The 25580-nt window shown below is 45.4% G+C and carries 25 protein-coding genes; 16 read left to right on the forward strand and 9 right to left on the reverse strand.

From position 1 onward, the window contains the following. From kdsC to mgtE, 10 genes are all read left to right on the forward strand, one after another. Positions 1-552: a 3-deoxy-manno-octulosonate-8-phosphatase KdsC gene (kdsC, locus tag IEY18_RS08305; protein ID WP_188919682.1), complete on the forward strand. Its 552-nt coding sequence runs from the start codon at positions 1-3 to the stop codon at positions 550-552. Then, positions 549-1109 carry an LPS export ABC transporter periplasmic protein LptC gene (lptC, locus tag IEY18_RS08310; protein WP_188919684.1) on the forward strand — a complete coding sequence of 187 codons (561 nt, stop codon included), beginning with the start codon at positions 549-551 and terminating at the stop codon, positions 1107-1109. The genes kdsC and lptC overlap by 4 nt, the downstream gene beginning before the upstream one ends. Continuing rightward, the gene (lptA, locus tag IEY18_RS08315) at positions 1096-1683 is read left to right on the forward strand and encodes a lipopolysaccharide transport periplasmic protein LptA (protein WP_188919686.1); all 588 of its coding nucleotides are present in this window, start codon (positions 1096-1098) and stop codon (positions 1681-1683) included. The genes lptC and lptA overlap by 14 nt, the downstream gene beginning before the upstream one ends. Beyond that, positions 1680-2411, forward strand: a complete 732-nt coding sequence (lptB, locus tag IEY18_RS08320) for an LPS export ABC transporter ATP-binding protein (RefSeq protein ID WP_188919688.1) — start codon at positions 1680-1682, stop codon at positions 2409-2411. Before lptA ends, lptB begins: the two co-directional genes overlap by 4 nt. A 126-nt stretch (positions 2412-2537) precedes the next feature. After that, positions 2538-4064, forward strand: coding sequence for an RNA polymerase factor sigma-54 (locus IEY18_RS08325; RefSeq protein ID WP_188919690.1), 1527 nt, complete (start codon positions 2538-2540; stop codon positions 4062-4064). Positions 4065-4093: 29 nt separating this feature from the next. After that, positions 4094-4381 carry a ribosome hibernation promoting factor gene (gene hpf, locus IEY18_RS08330; RefSeq protein ID WP_188919692.1) on the forward strand — a complete coding sequence of 96 codons (288 nt, stop codon included), beginning with the start codon at positions 4094-4096 and terminating at the stop codon, positions 4379-4381. A 2-nt stretch (positions 4382-4383) separates the two neighbouring features. Further along, a complete protein-coding gene (ptsN, locus tag IEY18_RS08335; protein ID WP_188919694.1) occupies positions 4384-4827 on the forward strand; it encodes a PTS IIA-like nitrogen regulatory protein PtsN in 444 nt (147 codons plus the stop codon). Beyond that, positions 4824-5678: an RNase adapter RapZ gene (gene rapZ, locus IEY18_RS08340; RefSeq protein WP_188919696.1), complete on the forward strand. Its 855-nt coding sequence runs from the start codon at positions 4824-4826 to the stop codon at positions 5676-5678. The genes ptsN and rapZ overlap by 4 nt, the downstream gene beginning before the upstream one ends. Then, the gene (locus IEY18_RS08345; protein ID WP_188919697.1) at positions 5665-5940 is read left to right on the forward strand and encodes an HPr family phosphocarrier protein; all 276 of its coding nucleotides are present in this window, start codon (positions 5665-5667) and stop codon (positions 5938-5940) included. The genes rapZ and IEY18_RS08345 overlap by 14 nt, the downstream gene beginning before the upstream one ends. Before the next feature lie 250 nt (positions 5941-6190). After that, positions 6191-7555, forward strand: coding sequence for a magnesium transporter (mgtE, locus tag IEY18_RS08350; protein ID WP_188919699.1), 1365 nt, complete (start codon positions 6191-6193; stop codon positions 7553-7555). Between the two features lie 72 nt (positions 7556-7627). On the opposite strand, the gene mnmC2 is transcribed toward mgtE, so the two are convergent. The 6 genes from mnmC2 to IEY18_RS08380 all read right to left on the reverse strand — a co-directional run bounded on the left by mnmC2 (position 7628) and on the right by IEY18_RS08380 (position 15835). Beyond that, positions 7628-8404: a tRNA (5-methylaminomethyl-2-thiouridine)(34)-methyltransferase MnmC2 gene (gene mnmC2 / locus IEY18_RS08355; RefSeq protein ID WP_188919701.1), complete on the reverse strand. Its 777-nt coding sequence runs from the start codon at positions 8402-8404 to the stop codon at positions 7628-7630. A gap of 190 nt (positions 8405-8594) precedes the next feature. After that, the gene (locus tag IEY18_RS08360) at positions 8595-10121 is read right to left on the reverse strand and encodes an FG-GAP repeat domain-containing protein (RefSeq protein ID WP_188919702.1); all 1527 of its coding nucleotides are present in this window, start codon (positions 10119-10121) and stop codon (positions 8595-8597) included. A 338-nt stretch (positions 10122-10459) separates the two neighbouring features. Then, a complete protein-coding gene (locus tag IEY18_RS08365) occupies positions 10460-11851 on the reverse strand; it encodes an ammonia-forming cytochrome c nitrite reductase subunit c552 (protein ID WP_188919704.1) in 1392 nt (463 codons plus the stop codon). A gap of 158 nt (positions 11852-12009) precedes the next feature. Beyond that, entirely contained in the window at positions 12010-13221 is a 1212-nt protein-coding gene (locus IEY18_RS08370) for an NnrS family protein (protein WP_188919706.1), read from the reverse strand. A 537-nt stretch (positions 13222-13758) separates the two neighbouring features. After that, positions 13759-14040, reverse strand: a complete 282-nt coding sequence (ppnP, locus tag IEY18_RS08375; protein ID WP_188919708.1) for a pyrimidine/purine nucleoside phosphorylase — start codon at positions 14038-14040, stop codon at positions 13759-13761. 343 nt (positions 14041-14383) lie between these two features. Further along, positions 14384-15835 carry an MBL fold metallo-hydrolase RNA specificity domain-containing protein gene (locus tag IEY18_RS08380; protein WP_188919710.1) on the reverse strand — a complete coding sequence of 484 codons (1452 nt, stop codon included), beginning with the start codon at positions 15833-15835 and terminating at the stop codon, positions 14384-14386. Between the two features lie 351 nt (positions 15836-16186). Here IEY18_RS08380 and argS point away from each other — a divergent pair, with 351 nt between their 5' ends. The 5 genes from argS to IEY18_RS08405 all read left to right on the forward strand — a co-directional run bounded on the left by argS (position 16187) and on the right by IEY18_RS08405 (position 21080). After that, positions 16187-17932, forward strand: a complete 1746-nt coding sequence (gene argS, locus IEY18_RS08385) for an arginine--tRNA ligase (RefSeq protein ID WP_188919712.1) — start codon at positions 16187-16189, stop codon at positions 17930-17932. A 15-nt stretch (positions 17933-17947) separates the two neighbouring features. Then, the gene (locus IEY18_RS08390; protein ID WP_188919714.1) at positions 17948-18544 is read left to right on the forward strand and encodes an SPOR domain-containing protein; all 597 of its coding nucleotides are present in this window, start codon (positions 17948-17950) and stop codon (positions 18542-18544) included. Between the two features lie 184 nt (positions 18545-18728). Beyond that, on the forward strand, positions 18729-19253 hold the full coding sequence (gene hslV, locus IEY18_RS08395) for an ATP-dependent protease subunit HslV (protein WP_188919716.1): 525 nt from the start codon (positions 18729-18731) through the stop codon (positions 19251-19253). A gap of 23 nt (positions 19254-19276) precedes the next feature. Continuing rightward, positions 19277-20602, forward strand: coding sequence for an ATP-dependent protease ATPase subunit HslU (hslU, locus tag IEY18_RS08400; RefSeq protein WP_188919718.1), 1326 nt, complete (start codon positions 19277-19279; stop codon positions 20600-20602). A gap of 73 nt (positions 20603-20675) precedes the next feature. Beyond that, positions 20676-21080, forward strand: coding sequence for a gamma-butyrobetaine hydroxylase family protein (locus tag IEY18_RS08405; RefSeq protein WP_188919720.1), 405 nt, complete (start codon positions 20676-20678; stop codon positions 21078-21080). 282 nt (positions 21081-21362) lie between these two features. Here the strand turns inward: IEY18_RS08405 and IEY18_RS08410 are convergent, their stop codons facing one another. The 3 genes from IEY18_RS08410 to IEY18_RS08420 form a co-directional block, all read right to left on the reverse strand. Continuing rightward, positions 21363-21785 carry a hypothetical protein gene (locus IEY18_RS08410; RefSeq protein WP_188919722.1) on the reverse strand — a complete coding sequence of 141 codons (423 nt, stop codon included), beginning with the start codon at positions 21783-21785 and terminating at the stop codon, positions 21363-21365. Between the two features lie 253 nt (positions 21786-22038). Beyond that, entirely contained in the window at positions 22039-22251 is a 213-nt protein-coding gene (gene rpmE / locus IEY18_RS08415; protein WP_188919726.1) for a 50S ribosomal protein L31, read from the reverse strand. Between the two features lie 133 nt (positions 22252-22384). Then, entirely contained in the window at positions 22385-23152 is a 768-nt protein-coding gene (locus IEY18_RS08420) for a FimV/HubP family polar landmark protein (protein WP_188919728.1), read from the reverse strand. A 121-nt stretch (positions 23153-23273) separates the two neighbouring features. Here IEY18_RS08420 and priA point away from each other — a divergent pair, with 121 nt between their 5' ends. Continuing rightward, positions 23274-25499, forward strand: a complete 2226-nt coding sequence (gene priA / locus IEY18_RS08425) for a primosomal protein N' (protein WP_188919730.1) — start codon at positions 23274-23276, stop codon at positions 25497-25499. Positions 25500-25580 lie beyond the last annotated feature (81 nt).

A 25580-nucleotide genomic window follows, 5' to 3' on the forward strand; every position in this document is an offset into this window, starting at 1 on the left:
ATGGAAAAACAAGGATTATATGGCCCTGTAGCCGCTGAGTCATGGGAAAAAGCCGCTCAAATTAAATTGCTCATATGCGATGTCGATGGTGTTTTTTCTGATGGCCAAGTGTATATGGGGAACCAAGGAGAAGAATTGAAGGCTTTTCATACCCGAGATGGGTATGGGGTCAAATCTCTCATTAATGCTGGCATTCAAGTTGCCGTTATTACCGGTCGTAATTCCGCTATTGTTAGTAACCGAATGCAAGCCCTCGGCATTCAACATATCTACCAAGGTATTGATAACAAATTGGTTCCATACCGAGAATTGCTATCCCTATATCAAGTCACACCAGAGCAAGTCGCCTATATCGGTGATGATATGGTTGATCTCGCTGTGATGGAGCAAGTCGGTCTTTCCGTATGTGTTCAAGATGGTCATCCATATGTGAAACAACACGCAGATCTCGTCACTTATATTGCAGGCGGAAAAGGGGCATTAAGAGAGCTCAGCGATTTGTTACTTCTCAGTCAAGACAAGTTTAAAGACGCACGTGGAATGAGCGTATGAATCGAATCACACTTGCCATCATCGCGCTCTTTAGCGCGGCCATAGTTTTGTATTGGCAAGTTCAAGTTAAAAGAAGCCAGCAAGAAAGCAGCACGATTGAAAGCGGTGTGCGGCCTGATTTTGTTGTGGATGACCTCCGCAGTGTTGAATTCGATGAAAAAGGCGAAGTTCACACACGCGTGACCGCGACTCATATGGAACACTTCGACAGTAGCAATTTAACTTTCTTCACCAATCCGGTGTACCTTGTATACCCAGATGAAGGCAAAACCCAATGGCGCTTAAGTGCCGAAACCGGCAATTTAAATAAAAACACAGGTAAGGTTGTTCTTGAAACGAATGTTATTATTGATGCCATAGCACCACACGAACCGATCCAGTCACTTTCGACCACGGTACTTGAGCTCGACCTTAATACAATGATTATGACCTCTGATGATAAGATTACCATCAAAGGGAATGGCTTTAATGTCCAAGGAACAGGCCTTTATGCTGATCTGAATGCACAAGAGGTGCACTTATTGAGTCAGGTAGTAGGAATATATGAAACGAACTAAATTAATGATTGCGGCAATTCTATGCACTGTAAGCGTCGGTGCCATTGCCAAGCAAGGTGACTTAAAACAGCAGGTCAAAGTCCAAGCTGTAAAACAAAATGGTGATATCAAAAATAACCAAGTGATCTACTACGGACCAGTAGAAGTGACCCAAGGCAGCATCAAAATTAATGCTGATGAACTGCGCGCTTTTACCGAGAAGAAGTCCAACAATAGTGTGATTGTAGCGACTGGAACACCTGCGACCTACTCCCAAGAAATGGATGATGGCCGTATCGCAACAGCGAGTGCCAATGAAATTCGTTACGAGATAGACAAGCGCACCATGACGCTCAAAGGCGACGCCACGTTGGATCAAGCAGGGAGTAAAGTCTCCGCAAGCCAGATACGTTACGACATTGCTCGCCAGCAGCTTATAGCGGAAAGCTCCGGTCAAGGGGATGACCGCGTCATAACTATCATTAAACCCCAAAACTATGAAGAACTGCCGACAGAGGGTGTTCCTCAAACTGAGCAGCCAAAAAACAACGAACCTGACACTGCGCCGATGCCAAAAGAGCCGGAGAGCAAATGAGCCAGAATCAGCTAATTGCAGAAAATTTAGCGAAGAGCTATAAAAACCGCAACGTAGTCAAAGACGTCAGTTTGAGCGTCAAAACAGGGCAAATTGTCGGCCTGCTCGGTCCTAATGGTGCGGGAAAAACGACCACGTTCTACATGGTCGTTGGCTTAGTGAAAAGTGACAAAGGCAGAATTTTCATCGATGAAGATGAACTGACTGCAGATCCAATGCATTTGCGGGCACGCAAGGGGATTGGCTATCTACCGCAAGAAGCGAGCATCTTTAGAAAGCTTAGCGTTCGCGACAATATCATGGCTGTTTTGCAAACCCGAAAGTCATTATCTAACAATGACCGTGAAGCGGAGATGGAACACCTACTGGAAGAGTTTCATATCACTCACATTCGTGACAGCCTTGGTATGTCTTTGTCTGGTGGTGAACGACGCCGAGTAGAAATAGCCCGAGCGCTCGCAGCAAACCCGAAATTCATTTTGTTAGATGAACCCTTTGCGGGCGTAGACCCAATTTCGGTTATTGATATTAAAAAGATTATTGAACAACTGAAGAACCGTGGCCTGGGCGTATTGATCACCGACCACAATGTCCGTGAAACACTCGATGTGTGTGAGCATGCTTACATTGTTAGCCACGGAAACTTGATTGCCGAAGGTACGCCTGCTGAGATCTTAGACAACCAAGAGGTTCGCGCGGTGTACTTAGGTGAACAATTCAAGCTATAGTTAATATAATTCAAGCAAAACGCACGTTGAGCATTAGCAAGGCCTCAGGCAAAGTGTATACTCAACCAACGGGTTAGCTTAGTAGATTTTTCTTTTTAAAATTAAAGAGTAGGGATTAGCGGCACGATGAAAGCGTCACTCCAGCTAAAGCTGGGCCAACAACTCACTATGACGCCTCAATTACAACAGGCGATCCGCTTGTTGCAACTCTCGTCACTTGAACTTCAGCAAGAGATCCAGCAAGCACTGGACTCGAATCCTTTGCTAGAGTTGGAAGACGATCAATTTGATAGTGAAGTAGAAGCAGCTGAAAATAAAAAAGATGAACTCCATGATGAAGCTGATTATACCGCAAAGATAGAACAAACAGACCCATCTGAAGTTACAGCCGTTCCCGATGACATTGACACTGACCTTTCATCCCTAGAAACCTCTGAAGCCCTCAATAAAGATTCAATGCCCGATGAGCTTCCAATGGATACCACTTGGGATGAAGTGCTCAGCGCGGCGCCAACAACAAGTGCAGCACCAGCAATCGGCGGGGACGATATGCCCTTCCAAGGTGAAACCAGTGAAGGCTTGTATGAACATCTAGAATGGCAAAAAAACCTTACACCATTTAGTGATACCGATTTAGCCATTGCAACAGCAATCATCGAAGCAATCGATGAGCGCGGCTACCTCACTCAAAGCACAGAAGATATTTTAGAAGCAATGGGCGATGAAGAGGTCGAATTAGATGAAGTCGAAGCCGTACTAAAACGCGTACAACATTTTGACCCCATTGGTGTTGCAGCCCGCGATTTAAGTGAATGCTTACTCATTCAGCTTCAACAATTTTCAGCGGATACACCACACATCGATAATGCGCGCATTTTAATTAAAGATCACCTTGACCTGATTGCTGGACGAGATTTTCGCCAGCTCATGCGGAAAACAAAGCTTAAAGAAGCTGAATTAAGAGATGCGATATTATTAATCCAAACACTCAACCCTCGTCCTGGAGCACTGATAACTCCGGGTGAAGATGAGTACGTGATTCCTGATGTATCTGTGATGAAGAAAAGTGGCCGCTGGGTCGTTGAACTTAATCCAGACAACATGCCAAAAATCAATATCAACCAGCATTATGCCGCAATGGCTCGCAGCACCAAAAGCCAGTCAGACAGCCAATTTATCCGTGGCCATCTGCAAGAAGCCAAATGGTTTATTAAAAGCTTAGAAAGCCGAAATGATACGCTACTGAAAGTCGCGACCTGTATTGTTGACTTCCAGCAAGGCTTCTTTGAATTTGGTGAAGAAGCTATGAAGCCAATGGTTTTAAATAATATTGCCGAAGCGGTTGAAATGCATGAATCAACTATTTCACGAGTTACCACGCAAAAATACATGCATACACCACGGGGTATTTTTGAATTGAAATACTTCTTCTCTAGCCATGTAGGTACAGAAGATGGTGGTGAATGCTCGTCAACAGCGATCAGAGCCTTTATTAAGAAACTCGTCGCTGCGGAAAACCAGAAGAAGCCTTTAAGTGACAGCAAAATGGCGCAACTTCTGGCAGAACAGGGAATAAACGTTGCTAGGCGAACGATTGCCAAATATCGGGAGGCTATGTTAATTCCCCCCTCAAATCAACGTAAGAGTTTGTAAAAACAATAGAACATTGGAGGAATATTTCTATGCAAATCAACCTGACAGGTCATCACATTGAGATCACAGAGTCTCTGCGAGAATATGTAAATTCCAAATTTTCTAAACTTGAACGCCATTTCGATCAGATCAATAATGTGCACGTTGTACTCAATGTTGAGAAAAAACAACAAAAAGCAGAAGCGAGGTTACACCTTAAAGGTACCGAAGTTTTTGCCATTGCTGAAAATGCAGATATGTATGCAGCAATTGACTCATTGATTGATAAGCTTGATCGCCAGGTTATTCGCCATAAAGAGAAACTGACGAAACATTAATAATGGAAATCACAACCATTCTGCGACCGGAGTGCACCACTTGTGCGGCTCCGGGCAGCAAAAAAAAGGTGCTTGAGCTCATTAGCGATGTTGTCGCAGCTCAATATAGCCACCTTTCTGCCCAAGAAGTATTTGAAAGTCTATTGGCTCGAGAAAAAATGGGGAGCACAGGTATTGGCAACGGGATTGCCATTCCCCATGGCCGCCTCTCGAACATTGACGAGCCTATTGCCGTTTTCATCAAGTGCAATACGCCTATCGATTTTGACGCAATCGATAAAAAGCCGATTGACGTGTTATTTGCACTACTTTGTCCGGCAGATCAATGCCAAGAGCATCTCAGCACACTTTCTTGTATGGCAGAAAAGTTAAACGATAAACAAACCCTTAAGAAACTCCGTCGTTGTATCGATGATGAAGAACTTTATCAGGTAATTAATGGATGAAACTGGTTATCGTATCCGGGCGCTCAGGCTCAGGGAAGTCCGTCGCACTGCGTGTCTTGGAAGATTTAGATTACTATTGCGTTGATAATTTGCCCCTAACCATGATTGGCGAACTGCTCAAGCAGCTCAAAGGCAATAATGATCTGGTTGCAATCAGCGTCGATGCTCGCAATATCATTGAACAAGGAAAGGTTCTTAAACGTGAGTTATCTAAATTATCAGATGATATTGAAATCACCAGCTTCTTCTTGAATTCAAATGACAAGGTCTTACTCAAACGTTATAGCGAAACCCGCCGTTTACACCCACTCTCCAAAAGTGAATCCTCCCTGCAAGACGCCATCAAAGCTGAAGGTGAAATGCTTAAACCAGTATCAGAAATGGTTGACCATTACATAGATAGTTCAAATATGAACATTTATGATTTAAGCGATACGGTTCGGGAAAAGTTATTAGGCCGAGTCGAAAAAGACTTAGTGATTAATTTTGAATCTTTTGGTTTCAAGCATGGCATGCCAACAGAAGCAGACTTTATGTTTGATGTGAGGTTTTTACCAAACCCACATTGGGAGCAAGAGCTTCGACCTCTCACAGGTTTAGATGAGCCGGTGCAGATTTTTTTAAGCAGCCAGCCCATGGTTACTAAATTTATTCTACAAATTGAAAACCTGCTTGAAACTTGGCTTCCTCACCTTGAACGGAATAATCGCAGCTATCTCACCATTGCAATCGGCTGTACCGGTGGTCAACATCGTTCGGTTTATATCGCTGAGCAACTCGCTATTCGACTCGCATCGACGAAACACAACGTCCAAGCCCGTCACCGTGAGCTCACAAATGCCAACACTTAAACGTGAAATCACCATTTGCAATAAATTAGGGCTTCATGCGAGAGCGGCAACTAAGCTTGCTGTTTTAGCCAGCGAGTTTGATGCCGAAGTCACCCTAAATCAAGGGGAAAAAAAAGCCTCGGCTGCAAGTGTTTTAGGCCTACTCATGCTCGAAAGTGGGATGGGGAAATCTATTCTCGTAGAAGCAACTGGTGCAGATGCAGAAATTGCGCTTGAGGCCGTTTGCAATCTCATTCATGCCAGGTTTGACGAAGAAAGCTAGCCTCACCACCATTTACCTCTGACGCCCTCTCGACTATGCTATTCAATGCGATTGCATTCAAATCCATGAATAAAGTCGCAAACCGACATTGTACCTCCACAGCAAGAAACGATGCTAAATAATCAACGCTTAAAAATGATCCGAGCAGCAATCTAAATATGAGGTTAGCTGCTGAAGTTTCTAAGATTATCGGTATAATGGCGCCCAACGCCTCTAAAGCTTAACCCGTTACATTTTTCTGGGGATATATATGCCAATCGAAGTCCTGGACAATGAACTCACTGCACAACGTCTAAGCCGCCTAAATGAAGCGCTTGGTAGCGGTATGTTCGTCCATGTTCGCGATATGTTGCATAATATGGCAGCCTCAGATATCGCCTTTATTCTAGAGTCTTCACCGCCAAAAACCCGTGAGGTTTTATGGCAACTCATCGATCAAGAGCACACCGGTGATATTCTCGATGAGCTTGGTGAAGATCTAAAAGATCAGTTAATTAGCCAAATGGCTCCCGAACGAGTTGCCCGAGCGGCAACCGGTATGGATACCGATGATCTTGCCTATATTTTAAGAAGCCTGCCAGACACGCTCTACAATCAAGTTCTGCACTCAATGAGTAGTCAGGATCGTGCTCGCGTTGAAAAAGCCTTGTCATACCCAGAAGACACGGCTGGCAGTATTATGAACACAGATACCGTCACCTTGCGACCGGATGTCAATATTGACGTCATTCTACGTTATCTACGCATCCGCGGTGAGCTGCCAGATGCAACCGATACCCTTTATGTCGTTGATAAGCGAGATCAGCTTCTTGGCGGAATAAAAATTACCCACCTACTGACCTGCAATCCTGACACATCTGTGCGAGATGTCATGGATCCCGATCTCGAAGGAATTCCAGTGGGCATGTCAGATACTGAAGTGGCGCAGTTGTTTGAACGTCATGATTGGTTATCCGCACCGATTATTGCTGACGATGGTAAATTGCTCGGCAGGGTGACAATTGATGACATTGTCGACGTTATTCGTGAAGATGCCGAGCACTCAATGATGGGTATGGCCGGGATGGATGATGATGAAGATACTTTTGGCCCAGTTTTAAAAAGTACCTTCCGGCGTTCGCTTTGGCTCACCATTAACCTATTTGCTGCATTGCTTGCAGCCTCTGTCAGCAATATGTTTGAAGGAACGCTTGAACAGTTTGCAACGATTGCGATTCTTATGACCATTGTACCCAGTATGGGTGGTGTCGCAGGTAACCAAACTTTAGCCTTGGTTATTCGAGGGATTGCATTGGGTCATATTGGGCAAAGTAACTCACGCTGGCTGATCGGTAAAGAACTCGCCATTGGCTTTCTCAATGGTTTATTGTGGTCGGTGCTCGTATTTGGTGCGATATGGCTCTGGAAAGGCGATATGGCACTCGGCGCCCTAATTGGGGGTGCAATGTTAATCAACATGACGGTCGCAGGCTTAGCGGGCGCGAGTATTCCGTTGATACTGAAAAAGCTAAATATTGACCCAGCCTTGGCCGGCGGTATGGTACTTACAACCGTCACCGATGTTATCGGTTTATTTGCCTTCTTAGGGCTTGCGACACTATTTTTACTCAACTGAGACCATCAGTTGTCTGTTGTGACGCCTTGATATTTACCGCGACTCACTTCATTCATCGATGTTTTACAAAAACTAACTCGGCTTCCAAGCTCGAGTCATCTCCCGACGACCCAAAGCGCCAGGGTACACCTCAACTTGATATCCGATGGTTTTCAAATCTCGCTTAAATTGACCATTCGCACAGTAGGTCACCAGCAATCCCCCAGCTCGCAATAAATCAAAGCACTTCTGGTAATTTGCGACTGACCAAACCTCCGGCTGCCGATTGGGAGCAAATGCATCAAAATAAATCAGATCTATTGAATCAATTGGCATTTCTTTCGTGGAGAACTGACCGTAATTCGCGTTAGACGATACAACAACATCTTCAAGTCTTGATGCTATTTTTAGCACATCAAACCGAGGCGTGATTTGAGTCCAATGCTCCCAAGGACTCGAGTGTAATTTGGCGAGAAGCCCCTCAATTTCTGGATCTAAAAACTGTTGATAATTTAATTGCGAAGTAATTTTTTGAGGCAAAGGCTGCGCTTCCAACCCGATATAGCGCACCGCACGCTTAGTTTCTACAGCACGTTCAAGGGTTAGAATGGCATTTAACCCAGAACCGAACCCAAACTCCAAAATGTTTATAGGTCGACCGAGCTCTATAGAGAGGCAATCGGAACGATATTCGCCGTCATCGCGAACGGGATGACATAATAGCTTAGCAACGGCATCAAAACCCGCCTCTACATACACATGCATAGCTTCACTCAATGCACCATTATGCGCATGGTAGCTTTCATCAAGCCGAGTGTTCATTAGGGTGTGTGAACCATCAGCGGTAAGCTGCAGTTGAATCTCGTCCATTGTTCGCTTGTACCTAGCCAGTATTCTCTAAAGCAGGGCATTATAATCGCAGAACCTTGCATCTGCTAGGGTTCCCCCTTGCAAGCTTGGGGGACTGGTGCAAAGTCAGAAATATCGTTCATCTAACATGCCCGACGCCTCAAACTCACAGGTGTATCACCCGCAAGGTTTTAACCATACCGGCAACGAATTAACTAGATAAATACACTCGAAACTGACGTTGCCTTTCCTTGGCATCTTGGCGGCCATATTTAATCAACACATCCTCTTTACCATCGCCATTAATATCATCACAAATCAAATTGCCACCATCTTGAGGCAACTGAAAAGGCAATGTTAACGCCCGGCTTTTAAATAAACTTTTATGATCTCGACCAAAATAAATTTTGAGAGAATCTAAACCGTCAGACAACAGCAAATCCTTGCGGCCGTCACCATTGATATCGGCGAGTTCGACCACAGGGTTACCTGTTTGGCCCGAGGTTAAACTAAAGCTAAGCTCCACTTCTTTGCTGATATTAGACTGGCTTGCAAAATGCCCTGCTTCATCCATCTTAAACAGATATACGTCTTGGTCGATGCTGCCGGCTAACAAGGCGCCAATGATTTGCGATAAACCAATATCAAATCCTGCCACTAACACTTCATCACGTGCATCATCATCGATATCAATGAACTTCAACCCGGTTAAGGTACCATCGGCACGGACAACACTGGATGGCTCATTCGCAAAACTTAGCTGATCTTGCTTAGCTTGACCCAGAAAGATTTCATAATCATTGATTCGGTCAAAAACCCCAGAACTTTTGGTATAGCGCAGAATAAGGTCGGTCACGCCATCGTTATTGATATCCTTGAGCGCCTCCACTTTACGATAGGTCAAATCGCTTTGATCGAGCTGCTCTCCATACGCATCACGCTTTTTCCACCAATCCATACTACTGATTGCCTGTCGCACCGGAATAAACTCAGGGATCGTCTTAAACTTCTGCTGCGGCGTTTGATAGAACACCTGTAGCTCACCTTCACCTATAGTCACAATGTCTTGGCGATTGTCCATGTTCATATCTGCAAAATATGTTGCGGTTTGGGTATAAGAAGCACCATTTGACTCAATTTGAACTTGGGCGGGGATTGGCAAGGATAATTTACTAAACCGTCCTGCTCCATCTGCAAGTAATAGATGCGACTGCCTGAAATCACTCACGAGGATATCGTCTTGCTGATCGCCATTGATATCTTTGACAAAGTCATCTTCACGAATGAAATCTGGATAACGAGCCAGCAGCATGGAATCAATATCTGCGACTTTCTCAAATACCTTTTGCTGATGTGTCGGTTGATATCGACTCACCTGCCCACTGGATTGAAAATACAAGGTTTGTCGCTGACCCAGATACTCTGAAGACAGATCAAAGCTATGATACTTTGACGGTATTTCATGCTGATATGCCAAACTATATTGGGCCGATTTCGTGTCGAATTTGTAAATGGCTAACATGCGTTGTTTACTATCGTTCACCCCAAGCAACACCAACTCTTTACCATCATCGGGCAATATATCGGCAGGTATCACTTGATGAGTTAGTCGAAATGGAGCTTTCAACAGCTGGGGCGTGAAGCCAGGAACATGACTAGATTGTGCGGTTACCGCAAAACTTGCCAGTCCACTGTAGAGCGCTACTGTCAGACATATACTGGTACTAAAGCGATCCATTCAATTTCTCCCTAATGCACACGATTCAAATATGGTGCAATTACTTGCCGCCCCGTCAATACATGGACTCGGCATCTATTCATTATTGTTATCGACTCGTTAACCAGTCTAAAGTTCTTGGCAAAGCGAAATACTTTTGACTTTTATTCGTAGACCTTCGAAAAACACTTTCATTCTAGCCTGCTTTCTCGCAGGACATGCCCAAAAAATACATTGGCTTACATTTAAAAAAACAAAAAAAGCCCGCTTTGCAGCGGGCTTTTCAATCTTAAATATTCCGAATCAATTCACTCTAAATCGTCCATTCAGAGTTTCACAATGATGCCTGCACAGCTCGGTTATTCGTAACCATGACGAGACACTTTAGGCCAGTGCTTATCAAGCTCAGCTTCAATAAATGCCTTTTTCTCTGCCGTCAGCTTTTCAAGAGAAATACCCACGGCTTTATGAGCAGCCTGCTTGGTTGAATAATCAGGATACGCAACGCTCTCCACTTTATACATGCTCAAAATTTCAGCCAAAGCCTTCCGAGCATAGGTCACTTGCTCAATCGCAGTGTCAAGCAACTGAATCCCTTCCTTCGGATTATGGGCATACAAACCATGGGACGCCATTGCAAAATCCCAACGCCATTGCGCATGTCGAATCGCCATAATGGCATCATTTAACACCGCCCAATTTGCACCAGCATCCCACGCAGCACCGGCTTCATAATGAGCTTTGACCAGTAAGCCTTCGACCTTACGGGCACGGCTTTCTATTTGATGTTTGCCGTCTTCAAGCTTGGTTAACAACGCTTGCTTATTGCCATGGCAAGATTGGCAAACTTGTGCATAATTATCCATCGCTTTGCCAACCTGATGATTGGTATAGCTTTTCCCATCCTTGTTCTCACTTTCAGGCATATGGCAACTAATACAACTTACACCACGCTCAGCATGCACGCTGCGGCTCCAATGCTCAAACTCTGGATGGCGAGCTTTGAGAATTGGCGTTCTTGATATTGGGTGTAACCACTCATAGAACCGACGAGTATCGTAATACTTTTCAATTTTGTCAGCGTCATTTCCAAATATCCAAGGAATATTAACCTTATTGCTGCGCTCTGGTTGGAAGTAATAAGTCACATGACATTGACCACATACCTGCGACCCCTGCATGTTGATATCTTGCTTTTCAAAAGGAAGATGAACTTTCGCCATTGCATCTTGTGCATGAGGTCTCGGTAATGCGAGTTTCGCACTCCCTTTTTCATGACAATCTGTACAGTACACGACGCTGTTTATTTCAGTGCCTAGTTCAGCAAAGTTCTTCGCCGAGTACCCTTCAACTCCCAGCTCTTTCATCAATCGCGGAGCATCGGGCGTTTTACACGTCCAACAACTCGCAGACAACCCTTTTTTACCATCAGCCGGAAGTACGCCAGTCCGCAGCGAATGACTTGCATCGGCAACCGCGAAATGATGACCTCGAGGGCTATTGTATTCTTTTGCGAATGAAGAGCCCGCCCATAGAATCACTGCCGCAGGATAGTTTGCGAGCATGTCTTCTCGCTCAACTTGCTCTGATGTTGCTAACCAAGATTGATACTGCTCAGGGTGCTTCTTTTCAAATGCGGTATCAGTAGCATCCGCGCTGTATGCAGGCGCTGTAAACGCAATCGCAAATGCCAAAGTCCCACTCAATTGAGCCCACAAATTATTCTTACTATTTTTATTCGAAATCGTCATAAACACTTCCAACAGGATAGACGTGATAGTGCGACATAAGGCGTACTATCTATGATCTGCATAGTTTACTCAATCTGCCACACCAGATGACAGCACTTCATACTCATCGTCGCGCTTTAGGGCAACGCCCTATACAACTTCAATCATTACCACAGCGATTAACCCGGACGACCATCCACCCGAGGTTTCGATAAAATCGGCGCATAGTGCCAAACAAACATCGCAAATGCGACAAACCAAAGTCCACCAGCAATCCAGAAAAACTCCCCAATATATTGAGGCGCAATGATAGGTAAAATCGCTCTTACAACGGCAGACAAAGCAATACTGACAAAGGCAATGGTCATCTTTGGTCCTTGATAAATATTGCGACTGGTGTGCCCTAAAGACACTCGAGAGATCATTGAAAGACACAGCCCAGCCATACAACCGATGGCAAATAAGTGTAATAGACTACGGTAGGCAAATGCGTTATCAACAAACCAAGCCAGCCCAAAGAGCGTCAAGGGCAAAAACAAGTATGGCAGTTGTAATGACCAGAGCATAGGTTCTTTCAATGTACGTTGCGGCAACCAACGCAGCCAGCGAACCAAATGCAAACTAGCCGTCACAAAAAGCACCGCCTGTTCAATCATCATGGGTAAGAACTGCCCAATGCCATGCGCAATCAGCAACAGCATCAACGCAATAATCGTGCGATCAAGCCAAACAATCGGTGCAGGCTTGGTATGCTTTAACTTCATTGCAGTAAAAAACGGAATCACGCGACCACCAACGATGGTAATCACTAAGCCTAACCACCAAAGCATGCCCTGCCAGATATGATGGCTTAAGCTAAAATCTCGTTGATATAGAGCATAATAGCTCAGTAAGTTAATCACTAACGCCATCATAATCATCAGTGGAAAACCGATGTTGTTCCATTGGCGAACTTTAAAAATACACTGCCATAAGCGCAATGCTGCCAAGCCCAAAAATAGGCTGTCAAATAGCGCAGGAACCCATAACGGAATATTTCCGGGCATCAGCAAAAATAGCCTCGCCATCAGCCAACACGCAAAAGTCGCAGCCAGAGGCCAACCACTTAAACTCGGTTGATTCGTCCAAGTTTGTACTGCTGTCAGCAAGAAACCACAAACAATCGCCAAGCCAAAGCCAAAAAGCATTTCATGGGGATGCCACCATAAAGGCACGACTTGGGTCCAAAACTGATTATCGAAGGAGCTATATTGGGGATAGAACCACGTCAACAACCACAAAGGGATAAACAAAGCAGCAACGGTCGCTCCGCCTAAAAAAAAGGGTCTAAAGCCAAGACGTAAGATTGCCGGCGTTTTTTGGACTTGAGCTGGGTCATCGATATTTAGCATGGTTAAGCTCCGATTTTAAACATGCCAATATTATGCATGTTTTATCTCTTTGATGCTATAACTAAAAGGTCTCGAGCGCTATAGAGAAACAGATTAAAACTTAAAGCTGTGATCTACCGCGAAATTCTCAATCCAGTGATGTGGCGGTACATTCATTTATCAAGTCTATTTCATAGGATAGCGTTAAACATCCGAACATGTAGTGCTATTTCACTTTGATAGAAATCTAATCCAATCAATCATCGGCAGAACCAGTAAATCAAACTGCAAAGCAATAGGGCCAATCAACCAGCCGGTTTGCAAACGATAAGCCCTGCTTCCCAGCCAGGAAGGGCGTTGAGCAAAGTGACTGACAGCGAGAATTGGCGCGAACCTCAGCCCAAGTTAACCGACAGTGGGTACAGTTGAGGCCAAGGCACAACAAGCGCCAAGAGGAAATGCAGCAAAACTAAGAGATAGGATAAAAGCTAAAAAAGACTCAGAATTCAAGAAGTAAGGCTAAAAGCAAATTTGGCCTTATTTCTTGATAAATTCGATTTAACCATAAAGACAAAGATAAGCACTTTGCTGGGCAATTTTAACTTGGAACACTTGATCTGCGCCCACATGGAATTGCTCTCCCGCCTTATAGCTTGTCCAATTTGATTCACCCGGTAAAATGACCGTCAACACACCAGATACCACCACCATAACTTCTGCAGCAGCCGTAGCAAACTCATACTCACCAGGCTCCATTACCCCGACCGAAGCAGGTTTACTCTCACTTTGAAACCCAATCGATTTCACCTGACCATCAAAATACTCGTTAACCTTTAACATGCTCGCTCCAATTATGATCAAAATTGATATTTTCAAGCAGCGAAGATATCAGCCATTGTTGTAATTAAAAGCATGACAACCTCAAGGTGAATTTAGTTAAAGATACAATTGCACAATAACCAATTATTTAGATGTTTTTATGGTTTTTTATCATTTTTAGCCCCATTTTCATGGCTAGCCCGTAGCAAAAAGTTATTTTAACTCACAATCAATATTCATCGTTCATAGAAAAAGCGATTCCAAAACAAACCGCCTGATTGTTGAGCCCAGCGCAACGGCGATTGCGTCTTTACAGGCAAAATTTATGTACATTCAGGTATACAAGTTAGACCTCTCCCACCAATCAACATTGAGGACTAGGCAACCACACCATTTGAGGCAAACAGCTCAAATCTAAACAGTCACCAGACTCAGCAATCACCGCATGCTGTGGTGCTTTGTCTTTTTGCGCGTTTAGTGCCCGCAGTAAAGTTTGCTGCGCCTCTGCTTCGCCATGAACCAGTATTAATGGCGGCTTACTTTCAAACTCTCGATACCAACTCAATAACTCCGCTTGATCTGCATGGGCAGACAGCCCACCCACAGTATGTACTTTGGCTTTGGTTGCCACAGATTGACCATGAATCGTTAGCGTCTCCGCACCATCGACCAAGAGCCGCCCTGGTGTACCCAGTGCCTGGAAACCGCAAATAATAATATCAGCTTCTGCTCGCCAAAGATTGTGGGCAAGGTGACAACGAATTCGACCACCATTACACATGCCACTGCCAGCAATAATAATAAGCCCTTTATTGATTTCATTGAGTTCCATGGACGCAGCTGTGCTGTCGATAAACTCTACATTGGAGAGTAAAGGATGCTCACCGGGAGACAGCCGAGTAAACCGCTTAAAATCTTCGTCCATTAACCCATAATTATTGACATAAATCTGAGTCGCCTTAATGGCCATAGGACTATCTAAACAGATCCGCCACCGAGACAAGTCCCACTCTTTTGCATAAAGATGAAACAAGTAAAGTAGCTCTTGTGCTCTTCCCACGGAAAACGCTGGGATCAGAATATTGCCGCGACCTTCTCGAATCGTACGCGCAAAAATCGATTTCAACTCAAATAGAGTCTGCTCCCAACTCCGATGCAGTCGATTGCCATAGGTGCTTTCCATCAAAACCAGATCCGCAGATTGAACCCGATAGGGGTCATCCAAAATTGGCATGCCTGCACGGCCTAAATCACCACTAAAAACAACTTTTTTACGACATTGACTATCGCCTAAGCTCATCTCAACGATGGCCGATCCTAAAATATGCCCTGCATCTCGCAAACAAATCTGAATGTAGGGTGCAATTTCGATGCTGTCGCCATAATCCAACACGACAAACAAAGCCAAGACTTGGTCGACGTCCTGTTGTGTGAACAATGGCTCTACGAGTGACAAACCTTTCTTCACGCGTTTTTTATTGGCGCGTTCTGCATCTCGCTCCTGCAGCATCGCCGCATCTCTGAGCATAATTTTACATAACTCTGCCGTCGCCCGCTGGGTATAAATAGGCCCGTTAAAGCCAGACTTCACCAAATAAGGAAGCCGACCAGAATGATCAATATGGGCATGACTCAATACAACGGCTGTTATCGCTTGCGGAGAAAATGGAAATGGCTGATGATTGCGCAGTTCATCCGCCTTACCGCCCTGGATTAAGCCACAATCAAGTAATACCTGAGCGTCTGCAACCGTCAATAAATGGCATGATCCAGTCACTTCCTTCGCAGCACCCAACACTTGCAATGTCATCTGCATAAACACGCTCCCTGTACACTCACTTCTGCAATTGAATCCTACTCAGTGCTTCTATAAAGCAGCCAAGCCACATATAACCCATGCCTTTACGATTAAGATTAAGCGCTCTATAAAATTCCATCGCGATCTACATCAAACTTTCGCAAATTAGTCGACATCATCCACCTTTGATTGCAACTACACACGCCTGTCAAAATGATTTAGGTCCATGCCGCGGGGCTCAGGCTTTAAATAAGCATCAATTTCGCTATTAATCGCGAAAAAAATAACGCGATTGATAGCAATGCATCCTCACAAACGGCTAAAATAGTCGGTTGTTCCTTTTAACTATGTCAGTGCCGATACCAAGCTATGAAATCACATATTCAAGATTTACTCGAACAAACCCTAGCAAGCCTAAAAGACCAAGGCGTTGTACCTGCTGATTTTGCAGCTCGCATTCAAGTGGATCGCACAAAAGACAAAAGCCATGGTGACTTTGCAACAAACCTTGCCATGATGCTTACCAAAGCTGCACGCATGAAGCCGCGCGATATTGCTCAGCTTATTATCGACAACTTACCGGCATCTTCCCACGTCGCAAAAGTCGATATCGCTGGCCCTGGGTTTATCAACTTTTTTATTGATGAGAACGCGCTCGCAAACCAATTGCAACACGCGCTTGAAGACGAATTATTAGGAGCGACACGCCCCACGCAACAAACCGTCGTTGTAGACTACTCTTCACCGAATCTAGCCAAAGAAATGCACGTTGGTCACCTACGTTCAAGTATTATTGGCGATAGTGTGGTGCGCTCTCTTGAATTCCTTGGCCATAAAGTCATTCGTCAGAACCATGTCGGCGATTGGGGCACACAATTCGGTATGCTGCTGGCCTATATGGAAGAGCTACGCGCCCAAGGTGACGAGCAAGCATCAATGCAGCTTTCTGATTTAGAAAATTTCTATCGTGCTGCAAAAGTTCGCTTTGACGAATCAGCAGACTTCGCCACCCGCGCGCGCCAACTTGTTGTTGAGTTACAATCCGGTGATGAATACTGCATGAAACTATGGCATGAGTTTAAAGCCGTATCCCTAAGCCACTGTAACGATGTCTATCAGCGCCTCGGTGTCAGCCTAACTCCTGACGATGTATATGGTGAAAGCGCCTATAACGATGATCTCGACCAAGTCGTTGCCGATTTAGATGCGCAAGGTCTATTGGCCACCAGCGATGGTGCGCAAGTTGTCTTCCAAGATGAATTCAAAACAAAAGAAGGCGAACCGCTTCCTGTCATTATTAAGAAAGCTGATGGTGGCTATCTTTACGCAACAACGGATTTAGCCGCGATGCGTTATCGCTCGAATGTTTTAAAGGCTGACCGCGCACTCTACTTCGTTGATTTGCGCCAAGCACTGCATTTCCAGCAAGTCTTTAGTCTGGCCAGAAAAGCCGGATTTGTACGCCCAGAAATGACACTCGAACATACGGGTTTTGGCACCATGAACGGAGAAGATGGTCGCCCGTTTAAAACCCGTAGTGGCGGCGTTGTGAAACTGGTCGACCTACTTGATGAAGCCAATACGCGTGCACTAGAGCTTGTTCGTAGCAAAAACCCTGACATGGATGAAGCCACCCTGCAAGAAATTGCCCGCGTAGTAGGGATTAGCTCGGTCAAATATGCAGATCTTTCGAAAAACCGAGCCAGTGACTACATCTTCAGCTTTGAACAAATGCTAAGTTTTGAAGGAAACACTGCGCCCTACTTGCTCTATGCTTATACGCGCGTGGCGGGCATCTTTAAACGTGCTGAAAGTATCGATTTGAGCCAAGGAAAAATTGTACTTGAGCATGAAAAAGAAAAAGATCTCGGCAACAAGCTGGCACAATTTAGCGAAGTACTGAACCGCGTGGTCGATAAGGGCACTCCGCACGCAATGTGTGGCTATCTATTTGAACTTGCCGGTGCGTTCTCAAGCTTTTATGAAGCTTGCCCAGTCCTCGCAGCAGATACTGAAGCACAAAAACTCAGTCGCTTAATGCTGGCAAAGCTAACCGCAAAAACACTCAAACAAGGCTTGAACTTGCTCGGTATTGAAACACTAGAGCGCATGTAAAATCGAGACTAAACCATGACCAATCGAGATTACGCAAATCGTAAACCCAAAAAACGTGCGCCGCAAAAGCGCGGGGCACGTAAAGCTGCGCCGCCTGCACGTCGCTTACCCATTGTGCTCTTGCTGATCGTCGTTCTTGTTGCAATTGCAGGGTTTGGCTACTTTTTGTGGAATATAAAAGATAGCTCAACCAGTGACCAAGCAGAGACAGGCTCAACGGAAACAAAAGCGTCGCAAGTCGAAACCAAAGCCGCAACAAAACCAAAGCCTCAAGGTGATTTACCTCCGAAACCAAAAGAGGAATGGACTTACCTTGAAGAGCTAAAGAACAAAAAGGTTGAAGTCGAACTGCCGCAAACCGATAACAAGCCAAAGCGACCTTATCTGATGCAGTGCGGGTCATTTAGAACAGAATCTCAAGCAAATGAAATGAAGGCAGTGATCGCATTCCAAGGGTTAGAAGCTCAGGTTCGCAAAAGCATCGGCAGTAAGGGCACCTGGTATAGAGTGGTTATGGGACCTTATGATCGCAAACGCATAGCCGAGCGCCATCGCCATGTATTGCAAAAAGTTGGCTTGAACGACTGTAAGATTTGGTACTGGGAAGGCTAAATTAGCGCCGATGAAATGATATTTATCTCTCAAAAAGCAGCCCTAGGCTGCTTTTTTATTAGCGCAGGATCGCGTTATTTCGTCCATTTGCCCTTCACGGCTTGATATTCTTGCTCCTGTCCCCATATTTGATCCTAACAACCCACTAGCGATCTGAATCGTTAGTTTGAAAAGAGGAACTCACGTGACCACAATCGTATCTGTTCGCCGCAATAATCAGGTCGTCATCGCTGGTGATGGCCAAGTCTCCCTTGGTAACACCGTGATGAAAGGCAATGCGAAAAAAGTTCGCCGTCTATATCACAATAAAGTTCTAGCAGGGTTTGCAGGCGGCACCGCAGACGCTTTCACGCTATTTGAAAGGTTCGAAGCTAAGTTAGAAATGCATCAAGGCCACTTACTGCGCGCAGCGGTAGAAATGGCAAAGGACTGGCGTAGCGACAAAATGTTACGCAAGCTTGAAGCCCTGCTTGCAGTCGCTGATACCGAAACCTCATTGATCATCACGGGTAACGGTGACGTCGTGCAACCTGAGAATGACTTAATTGCCATTGGCTCGGGTGGTAACTTTGCACAATCAGCGGCCACTGCACTCCTAGAGAATACAGATTTAGGTGCACGGGAAATTGCCGAGAAATCACTTACAATTGCAGGCGATATCTGTGTATTCACCAACCAATTCAAAACCATCGAAGAACTAAACTATTAAGTTTTCGGCGTTGAGGAAAAATTATGTCTGAAATGACACCCCGTGAGATTGTCCACGAACTGGACAGCCACATTATTGGCCAGCAAAAAGCCAAACGTTCAGTTGCGATTGCTTTAAGAAATCGCTGGCGCAGAATGCAACTCGATGCTGATTTTCGACAAGAAGTCACCCCTAAAAACATTCTCATGATTGGCCCTACTGGTGTCGGTAAAACTGAAATTGCGCGTCGCTTGGCTAAACTGGCAAAAGCACCTTTTATTAAAGTAGAAGCCACCAAGTTCACTGAAGTTGGCTATGTGGGTAAAGAAGTCGAACAGATTATTCGCGACCTCACAGACACAGCAATCAAGCTCACCCGCGAAGCACAAATGAAGAAGTGCCGTCATCAAGCCGAAGAAGCGGCTGAAGAACGGGTATTGGATGCACTCTTGCCAAAGCCAAAAGACGAGTGGGATAAAGACACCACCGACAACTCAGGCACACGCCAAATCTTCCGTAAAAAGCTAAGAGAAGGCCAACTGGACGACAAAGAAATTGAAATCGACGTCGCAGCGCCGCAAGTCGGTATTGAAATCATGTCACCACCGGGCATGGAAGAGATGACATCTCAGCTTCAAAACTTATTCCAAAACATGGGTCCAGGTGACAGCAAGCGCAAGAAGATGAAAATCAAAGATGCGCTCAAGCAAATGGTCGAGGAAGAAGCTGCCAAACTGGTTAATCAAGAAGACTTGAAAGAACAAGCCATTGATTTGGTCGAGCAACACGGCATTGTGTTTTTAGATGAAATCGACAAAATCTGTAAGCGTGGTGACACCTCTGGACCGGATGTTTCCCGCGAAGGGGTACAGCGTGACTTATTGCCTTTGGTCGAAGGCTCTACCATCAGCACCAAACACGGAATGGTTAAAACCGACCATATTTTGTTTATTGCATCCGGCGCATTTCAGATGTCGAAGCCATCAGATCTTATTCCCGAACTACAGGGTCGCCTGCCAATTCGTGTCGAATTAGACGCTCTTTCAGCCGAAGATTTTAAGCGCATCTTAACCGAGCCCCATGCATCACTGACCGAGCAATACTCTGCATTACTTGGCACTGAAGGGGTTGAAGTCGAATTCGTTGAATCAGGCATTGACGCAATTGCCCAAGCGGCATGGCAAGTAAATGAGCGCACAGAAAACATTGGTGCCCGCCGTTTACACACCGTCATGGAGCGATTAATGGAAGAGCTCTCCTACGATGCCTCAGATAAAGCTGGTACCAAGCTGATTGTCGACGAAGCTTACGTATCCAGCCATCTTGACAACCTCGTACAGGATGAAGATTTAAGCCGCTTCATTCTATAAGCTGTCGCAATATGGCAATGGGTTAACAGCGTTAACCCATTTAATTTTTATCGTTCAACTATGGAATGCATCTATGTCTAGCAATCAAACCGGCGCAAGCCCGAGTGTTACAGGCCTCAAGCTCAAGAAAAAGAGCCGCATTCTCGAGGTGACATTTTCCGATGGCAACAGTTACCCCATTAGCTGTGAAATGCTGCGAGTTTACTCACCGTCTGCAGAAGTTCATGGTCACGGTAACCCAGTACTGGTAACCCACAAAAAAAATGTCAACATTAGTTCAATTGAACAAGTAGGCAATTACGCAGTTAAAATCGTGTTTGACGATGGTCACGATACGGGTCTGTTTTCATGGCCGATACTGCATAATCTCGCCGCAAATCAAGCGACATTATGGGAAGATTACCTCGCCCGCCTTCGTGCGGAAAAAGCCAGCAGAGAGCCTTTAATTGATATGGCCGTGCAGTACCACAATAAATAAGGTATTCGCGTTCCCTTGAGAAGTATAAAAGCCAGCAAAATGCTGGCTTTTTATTTATCTCACCCTTGAAGCAAGATGGGTCACTGACACCCTCTCGGGGCAAAGCATCATGATGACTTAATGATGGAGGACAATGCGCAGACGGCAGGCGTGTCGTTGAGCAATTCTGTCTGTGTCATTCATATTTTCGATTTAACACATACTTCCTGACCCTGTTACTCATGCTTTACCAAATCACAGGTCATCGCGTGCGAGTAAGACGACAGCTGCAAGCACTTTTATCTATTCACCACAAACCGCTTGCTTGGATAATGTGCCATTTTTGATCGCTTCATCCAGCGCGGCTTGATTGGTGCAACCGCCTTTAGATTGATCCTTATCAATCGGTTTCTGAACTGACGCGTCTGGTAACACTATAGTTGCTTCACGAGCCTGCAACACGCGATACTCAACCTCAGCCTGCATACGCTTACGCTCAGCTTCTTGCGCTTGTTGTTGCGCCAGTTGTCGTTCTTGTCGCTGTTGTCTTTGAAGTTTTTTCTTACGCTCTCCTGAAGCAATAGAAGCTTCAATTTCTTGCTGACTTTGCCCAGTCATACGCTCTAAAGCGCGCATTTTCTCTTGATACGACATCTTGGGTCTCGACTCGCAGCCTCCAATAACGAAAGCAACAAGACAGAGCAATACAATTTTCAAATTATCCATGGTTTTCTCTAGAATACTGTGACCACTAAAATTCTACTATGCATTGTCAACACTGGAATTATTTTGGATCATAAAGTCTCTCTATGCGCACAGATATTCTCCGCACAGGTTTCAGCCAAGCGTATAAGCTATTTTTAGTATGAACAGAAAAAATTGGCTAAAACTAGCCAGTCACCGATTATCGCTATGGCCACGTTTTAGATAGAAAAAAGGCGCCATAGAGGCGCCTTTTTCGAATTCATTGCAGTGACAATTACTTCTTGCCAAGTGCACCGAAACGCTTGTTGAACTTGTCGATACGACCACCAGTGTCCACAACTTTTTGTGTACCAGTGTAGAATGGGTGACATGCACCACAGACGTCTAAGTGAAGATCTTTACCAGCAGTAGAGTTCACTTTAATTGTGTTACCACAAGTACAAGTTGCAGTGATTTCAGCGTAATCAGGGTGGATACCTGGTTTCATAAGGATTACCTCAGTTTAAGGCCATGTCGCTCTCCCAACCCGTAGTCAGGCACCACATGATATTAATTACATAGTGTTTAAGGCGCGAAATCATACAGGAATCACAACAGCAAAACAAGTATTTCAGCTGTTTTTACAGCGCTTCAAATATTGCTCTAGCCTGCTGACCTTGGGCGAATTTTTTCCGCAGCTGCATGGATGGACAAATCAAACGAACGCCTGCCTTTAACCCATTAATATTGCCGTTGGTAAACGCATGAGGGTTCGCTTCAAAAATTGCCATAATGGCACCATAAGGGCTCATGCCCCAGCTCTTTGCATAACGGACGCCTAAACGCCAAAGGGTTTCTTTACCATCAAAGTTAAGCCGACACTTACCTTGAGCACGCGCCGTGGATTGAGGCGAACGAGGCAGAGATATTTGCGCTGCTTTGAGAGGAGCGGCAGTTGGTGATTTAGCCTCATTGCTGTGCTGAGAAGGCGCAGATTCTTGAGTAACAGCTGGCACGGCGGTGATGACAGAGTTTTGTTCGCCAACTTTTGATTGTGTCACATCAGATTGGCTTGTCGCTCCAAAGTCAGAACTCAGCACTTTAGATTCATGGATAACCCGCCATTGCCCATCTTGTTGATGGCGGACGATTAACCGTGCCTGCGCATCCTTAATGGCTTGTTTGCCGCTTAACTGCAGCAAAAATTGATTCAGAGGTTGAACCAGCAGTTGCTCTTGCGTATGCGATTGACGAATTTCAAACTCTAAATTAGCCAATGTTTCGGGCGCTGCGATAATGTTGACACGCAAGCTTGGAGCGCCGCCCAATTGCGGCACCATTTTGTTTACACTGATATGAGTGACTTGAGCAAGGAGCGAGCCACTCAGCATCACGCAGAATATCGTCATCAACCACTTCATTTTTATCATCGTATGCTTACTATGTCTCTAGTTTATACAATAAGGCTAGCCTTGATTTCATTGGCTGGCTAAACTGACTGCCAATTTCCTACATGAGTTTAATCTGTCCATGGCTGCAGTTTCCGATCTAGACATTCACAAAGCACCGTATGTTGTGATCGCCCTGCCCGTGCCACTTCGACAAAACTTTACCTACCGCCTACCCAAAACATGCGAACAACTGCCTTCGATTGGCTGCCGAGTCAAAGTTCAATTTGGTCGTCAACAGCTCATAGGTATTATTGTTGAATTCACTCAGCATTGTGACCTGCCGGAAAAACAGATCAAATCTATATCGGAAATTATTGATCTAAAACCTGTTTTACCAGAAAGCCTCTATCGATTAACACAATGGGCTGCGCGATACTATTTTTGTAGCCTTGGGCAAATGTTTACCCAAGCACTACCAGCAGGCTTACGTAAAGGACTTCACACAACTGCGGATCACCTAAACTATTACCAGCTATCGACAAGTGGCAAGCAAGTAAATATCGACACATTAAAACGCGCACCAGCACAAAAACGTGTGTTTGAACAATTGCAATCTGGACGGCTCACTCCTGTGGAATTCACCACCTTAGAGCTCAGTAAAGTGGGACTGAAAGCTCTACTAGAAAAAGGCTGGGTCGAAGAGCACGATGAACCTCATGTCGCCGATATGCAGTGGCGCGACAACTTAGCCATGGGTGAGCAGCCGCTCAAACTCAATAAAGAACAAGCGGTCGCAGTCGCGACGCTCAATCAAAATTTAGGTTACCAATGTACTTTACTGGAAGGTATTACAGGCTCCGGCAAAACAGAAGTCTATCTGGCCGTTTTGGAACAAGTGCTCAAAGCGGGCAAGCAAGCACTGATTCTAGTACCAGAAATCGGTTTAACCCCTCAAACAATTAACCGATTTAAACGGCGCTTTAAAGTTCAAGTCGCAGTTTTACATTCTGGGCTTACCGATAATCAGCGGCTCGATGCTTGGCGACAGGCAAACAGCGGTGAAGCAGCGATTATTATTGGTACACGCTCGGCACTTTTCACACCGATGAAGTATCCAGGGTTAATCATTCTTGATGAAGAACACGATACTAGCTTTAAGCAACAAGAAGGCATTGGATATCACGCACGTGATTTAGCTGTGATGCGTGGCCATTTGGAGTCCATTCAGGTCATTCTGGGCTCTGCAACGCCCTCATTGGAAACTTTACAAAATGCGCTGAGCGGTCGATATCAACATTTACATTTGGGGGAGCGCGCTGGTGCAGCACAGAAAGTCCGCCAAGGAATCATCGATATCCGTAATCAGCCGCTAAAGACAGGAATGTCCCATGCGTTGATCAATGAAATGCGCTTGCACCTTGAAGCGGGCAATCAAGTTTTACTGTTTCTCAACCGTCGTGGGTTCTCCCCTGCACTGCTCTGCCAAGAGTGTGGGCACTTACATGAATGCGATCGCTGTGATGCTTTTTTCACAGTTCATCAGTCGTTAGGGGAAATCCGTTGTCATCATTGCAGCAATCAATACGCTATCCCCAAGCAATGTCATCAATGCGGAAGTACGATGTTAATGGGGCAAGGTGTTGGTACCGAACAGCTCGAAACAGCAATTAGCAAGGAGTTTCCCAATCATCCGGTGATCAGAATCGATCGCGATAGCACTCGCCGCAAAGGTGCTCTTGAGTCGCACTTAGGTGCGATTCATCGCGGAGAGTATAAAATTCTTGTAGGCACACAAATGCTGGCTAAAGGCCATCACTTTCCAGATGTCACCTTAGTGGGCCTACTTGACGTCGATGGTGCACTATTTAGTGCGGATTTCAGGGCACCAGAACGGTTTGGCCAGCTCTACACGCAAGTTGCTGGGCGTTCTGGTCGCGCAAGTAAACCGGGTACCGTGCTACTGCAAACCTGTCAGAATGAAAACCCAGTTTTGCGAGACCTGCTGCATCAGGGGTACGGAGAATTTGCTCGTCAGCAACTGAAAGAACGTCAACAGGCTCTGCTGCCACCGGCATGGCACATGCTATTGGTGCGCGCAGAAGCACATCTTGCATCCGATGCCGATGCCTTTCTCACGCAGTTTGCCAAGCAATTTCAGCCCTCAGAGTCACTTGAGATCATTGGGCCAATGCCTGCACCACTGGATCGTAAAGCAGGCAAGTTTCGCAGGCAGTTATTGATCCAAGCCAAGAGCCGACAGGGGTTACAACAAGAAGTAGAACGGGCACTGCCCACAATTGAAAGCTTGCCTGAGGCCAAACGGTGCCGCTGGAGCTTAGATAGAGACCCGCAAGACTTGCTGTAACCTTTGCTCACCAACACGCTCATGCCTATTCAACCTTGATATTGAGCCGCCAACAGCGACTTTGGACAAGGTCGCAATTTA

The organism is Shewanella gelidii (genome assembly GCF_014647855.1).
In the GTDB taxonomy this organism is placed as follows: Bacteria; Pseudomonadota; Gammaproteobacteria; order Enterobacterales; family Shewanellaceae; genus Shewanella; species Shewanella gelidii.